The 5,246-nt window shown below is 53.2% G+C and carries 1 tRNA gene and 2 rRNA genes; all 3 read right to left on the bottom strand.

Annotation, left to right across the window (positions count from 1 at the left end):
• Nucleotides 1-43 precede the first annotated feature (43 nt).
• A 23S ribosomal RNA gene (locus tag AC1DO7_RS40490) occupies nucleotides 44-3,099 on the bottom strand.
• A gap of 191 nt (nucleotides 3,100-3,290) precedes the next feature.
• Nucleotides 3,291-3,366: transfer RNA gene (locus tag AC1DO7_RS40485), tRNA-Ala, on the bottom strand.
• 113 nt (nucleotides 3,367-3,479) lie between these two features.
• Nucleotides 3,480-5,011, bottom strand: a 16S ribosomal RNA gene (locus tag AC1DO7_RS40480).
• Together the 16S and 23S rRNA genes with 1 tRNA gene alongside form the textbook arrangement of a ribosomal RNA operon.
• Nucleotides 5,012-5,246 lie beyond the last annotated feature (235 nt).

Here is a 5,246-nt window from a genome sequence, read left to right as displayed (position 1 = left end):
AGCGGCACGCGATACGTCATACCAGGAGAAACACACTGGTTATAGGATCAAGCCTTACGGGCAATTAGTACTGGTTAGCTTAACGCATTACTGCGCTTCCACACCCAGCCTATCAACGTCCTGGTCTCGAACGACCCTTCAAGGAGGTCAAGCCTCCAGGGAATCCTCATCTTCAGGCGAGTTTCCCGCTTAGATGCTTTCAGCGGTTATCTCTTCCGTACATAGCTACCCTGCGATGCCTCTGGCGAGACAACAGGTACACCAGCGGTACGTCCACTCCGGTCCTCTCGTACTAGGAGCAGCCCCCGTCAAGATTCCAACGCCCACGGCAGATAGGGACCAAACTGTCTCACGACGTTTTAAACCCAGCTCACGTACCTCTTTAAATGGCGAACAGCCATACCCTTGGGACCGGCTACAGCCCCAGGATGAGATGAGCCGACATCGAGGTGCCAAACACCGCCGTCGATATGAACTCTTGGGCGGTATCAGCCTGTTATCCCCAGAGTACCTTTTATCCGTTGAGCGATGGCCCTTCCATTCAGAACCACCGGATCACTATGTCCTGCTTTCGCACCTGCTCGACTTGTCGGTCTCGCAGTTAAGCACGCTTTTGCCATTGCACTTTAGGTACGATGTCCGACCGTACCAAGCGTACCTTCGAACTCCTCCGTTACACTTTGGGAGGAGACCGCCCCAGTCAAACTGCCTACCATGCACTGTCCCCGAYCCGGATTCACGGRCCAAGGTTAGAACCTCAAACAAACCAGGGTGGTATTTCAAGGACGGCTCCACGCAGACTAGCGTCCACGCTTCAAAGCCTCCCACCTATCCTACACAGATCGGTTCAAAGTCCAATGCAAAGCTACAGTAAAGGTTCATGGGGTCTTTCCGTCTAGCCGCGGGGAGATTGCATCATCACAAACACTTCAACTTCGCTGAGTCTCGGGAGGAGACAGTGTGGCCATCGTTACGCCATTCGTGCAGGTCGGAACTTACCCGACAAGGAATTTCGCTACCTTAGGACCGTTATAGTTACGGCCGCCGTTTACCGGGACTTCAATCAAGAGCTTGCACCCCATCATTTAATCTTCCGGCACCGGGCAGGCGTCACACCCTATACGTCCACTTTCGTGTTTGCAGAGTGCTGTGTTTTTATTAAACAGTCGCAGCCACCATTTTATTGCAACCCCTTCACCCTCCTGGCGCAGGCCAGTCAAGCTACAAGGGCGTACCTTATCCCGAAGTTACGGTACCAATTTGCCGAGTTCCTTCTCCCGAGTTCTCTCAAGCGCCTTAGAATACTCATCTCGCCCACCTGTGTCGGTTTGCGGTACGGTCTCGTATGACTGAAGCTTAGAGGCTTTTCTTGGAACCACTTCCAATTGCTTCGCAGCACTAGGCCGCTCGCCCCATATCCTTGAATTCCGCGCCCGGATTTGCCTAAGCGCCTTCTCCAATACAGGGACCGGGACTTCCAACACCCGGACAACCTTCCGCGATCCGTCCCCCCATCGCATCATACGACGGTGCAGGAATATTAACCTGCTTCCCATCAGCTACGCATCTCTGCCTCGCCTTAGGGGCCGACTCACCCTACGCCGATGAACGTTGCGTAGGAAACCTTGGGCTTACGGCGAGGGGGCTTTTCACCCCCTTTATCGCTACTCATGTCAGCATTCGCACTTCTGATACCTCCAGCATCCTTTACAAGACACCTTCACAGGCTTACAGAACGCTCTCCTACCATGCGTGCACTCCTTTAAATCCACTTCACTTGCTACCCAACATCACTGTTGGGCGCTTTGTCGATGCTGCGCATCGACAAGCAAGGTGCACTTAAAGGAATGCACGCATCCGCAGCTTCGGTGACTGGCTTAGCCCCGTTACATCTTCCGCGCAGGACGACTCGATCAGTGAGCTATTACGCTTTCTTTAAAGGGTGGCTGCTTCTAAGCCAACCTCCTGACTGTTTTAGCCTTCCCACTTCGTTTCCCACTTAGCCAATCTTAGGGACCTTAGCTGGCGGTCTGGGTTGTTTCCCTCTTGACACCGGACGTTAGCACCCGATGTCTGTCTCCCGTGATTGCACTCTTCGGTATTCGGAGTTTGCTATGGCGGGGTAATCAGCAATAGACCCCCCAACCATGACAGTGCTCTACCCCCGAAGGTGAGACACGAGGCACTACCTAAATAGTTTTCGGAGAGAACCAGCTATTTCCAGACTTGTTTAGCCTTTCACCCCTATCCACAGCTCATCCCCTAACTTTTCAACGTTAGTGGGTTCGGTCCTCCAGTACGTGTTACCGCACCTTCAACCTGGCCATGGATAGATCGTCTGGTTTCGGGTCTACACCCAGCGACTGAACGCCCTATTCGGACTCGCTTTCGCTACGCCTTCCCTAATCGGTTAAGCTTGCCACTGAATGTAAGTCGCTGACCCATTATACAAAAGGTACGCCGTCACCCCGCTTTAAGCGCTCTCGCGCTTAAACCGCTTTGCGCGYCAGTGGTGCTATTTCACACTGGAGTCTTTTGACGATTTTCACTACCGTGAAAATCGCCGAAAGCGCTTAAAGCGGGGCTCCGACTGTTTGTATGCATGCGGTTTCAGGATCTATTTCACTCCCCTCCCGGGGTTCTTTTCGCCTTTCCCTCACGGTACTGGTTCACTATCGGTCGATCACGAGTATTTAGCCTTGGAGGATGGTCCCCCCATCTTCAGACAGGATTTCACGTGTCCCGCCCTACTTGTCGTACACCTAGTTCCACAACGCTGTTTTCGCATACAGGGCTATCACCTGCTATGGCCGRCCTTTCCARACCGTTCTGCTAACAACACTGCTAAAGAGTACAAGGCTCTTCCCATTTCGTTCGCCACTACTCTGGGAATCTCGGTTGATTTCTGTTCCTGCAGCTACTTAGATGTTTCAGTTCGCCGCGTTCGCTTCCCTGACCTATGTATTCAGTCAGGGATGACCCATWCGGGCCGGGTTTCCCCATTCGGACATCTCCGGATCAAAGCTTACAGGATGAGTTCTCGCATTTGTGCCGTATTCCAAGTCATCTTTCGATCACTTAAATACATTTCGGTTGATACAATCACAACCCGGTATCGTGTTTTGTACTGCAGCGTCTCATCAACGCTTCACGACACCTTTACTACATCCCATATTGTTAAAGAACAGCCGAGCGGGACTTGGTCCCGCATCGTCTTGGCCAAGGCCAAAGGCAAACGCTCAATCCTAAGCGCTTGCCTTTGACGACCAATCCCAAGGTACAACAGTAAATGGTGGAGGATGACGGGATCGAACCGACGACCCCCTGCTTGCAAAGCAGGTGCTCTCCCAGCTGAGCTAATCCCCCMATACTGCTGCGAGGCTCAACATCGAACCATCGTCCGTAACTTGGTGGGTCTGGTAGGACTTGAACCTACGACCCCCGCCTTATCAAGACGGTGCTCTAACCACCTGAGCTTGAAAGGAGGTGATCCAGCCGCACCTTCCGATACGGCTACCTTGTTACGACTTCACCCCAGTCATGAACCCTGCCGTGGTAATCGCCCTCCTTGCGGTTAGGCTAACTACTTCTGGCAAAACCCACTCCCATGGTGTGACGGGCGGTGTGTACAAGACCCGGGAACGTATTCACCGCGGCATGCTGATCCGCGATTACTAGCGATTCCAGCTTCACGTAGTCGAGTTGCAGACTACGATCCGGACTACGATGCGTTTTCTGGGATTAGCTCCCCCTCGCGGGTTGGCAACCCTCTGTACGCACCATTGTATGACGTGTGAAGCCCTACCCATAAGGGCCATGAGGACTTGACGTCATCCCCACCTTCCTCCGGTTTGTCACCGGCAGTCTCTCTAGAGTGCCCTTTCGTAGCAACTAGAGACAAGGGTTGCGCTCGTTGCGGGACTTAACCCAACATCTCACGACACGAGCTGACGACAGCCATGCAGCACCTGTGTCCACTTTCTCTTTCGAGCACCTGATGCATCTCTGCTTCGTTAGTGGCATGTCAAGGGTAGGTAAGGTTTTTCGCGTTGCATCGAATTAATCCACATCATCCACCGCTTGTGCGGGTCCCCGTCAATTCCTTTGAGTTTTAATCTTGCGACCGTACTCCCCAGGCGGTCAACTTCACGCGTTAGCTACGTTACTGAAGAAATGAATCCCCAACAACTAGTTGACATCGTTTAGGGCGTGGACTACCAGGGTATCTAATCCTGTTTGCTCCCCACGCTTTCGTGCATGAGCGTCAGTGACGTCCCAGGGGGCTGCCTTCGCCATCGGTATTCCTCCACATCTCTACGCATTTCACTGCTACACGTGGAATTCTACCCCCCTCTGACATACTCTAGCCTTGCAGTCACAAGCGCCATTCCCAAGTTGAGCTCGGGGATTTCACGCCTGTCTTACAAAACCGCCTGCGCACGCTTTACGCCCAGTAATTCCGATTAACGCTCGCACCCTACGTATTACCGCGGCTGCTGGCACGTAGTTAGCCGGTGCTTATTCTTCCGGTACCGTCATCCCCCCGAGGTATTAACCCAGAGGATTTCTTTCCGGACAAAAGTGCTTTACAACCCGAAGGCCTTCTTCACACACGCGGCATTGCTGGATCAGGGTTGCCCCCATTGTCCAAAATTCCCCACTGCTGCCTCCCGTAGGAGTCTGGGCCGTGTCTCAGTCCCAGTGTGGCTGATCGTCCTCTCAGACCAGCTACTGATCGTCGCCTTGGTAGGCTTTTACCCTACCAACTAGCTAATCAGACATCGGCCGCTCCTATCGCGCGAGGCCTTRCGGTCCCCCGCTTTCACCCTCAGGTCGTATGCGGTATTAGCTAATCTTTCGACTAGTTATCCCCCACGACAGGGCACGTTCCGATGTATTACTCACCCGTTCGCCACTCGCCACCAGGATTGCTCCCGTGCTGCCGTTCGACTTGCATGTGTAAGGCATGCCGCCAGCGTTCAATCTGAGCCAGGATCAAACTCTTCAGTTCAATACCTGTGTGGTGCCGAAGCACCTCGCTCTTTCGAGCGGTCGCTCACTCTCAGAAAACTGACTCGATCCTCCCGAAGAAGAACCGAACATGTTTTACTGTGCGAGCACTTTATAACTTGTAAGCTCCGATGCTTGCGCACCGGGCATCCGCTATCAAGCGCCCACACTTATCGGTTGTTTGTTTGTTAAAGAACTTGCCGCGGTTCGCTTTGCTTACCGCGTCGCTGCTTTGT

The sequence above is a fragment of the Cupriavidus sp. 05N40 genome, assembly GCF_056397305.1.
This window is presented reverse-complemented; position numbering and strand designations above follow the sequence as displayed.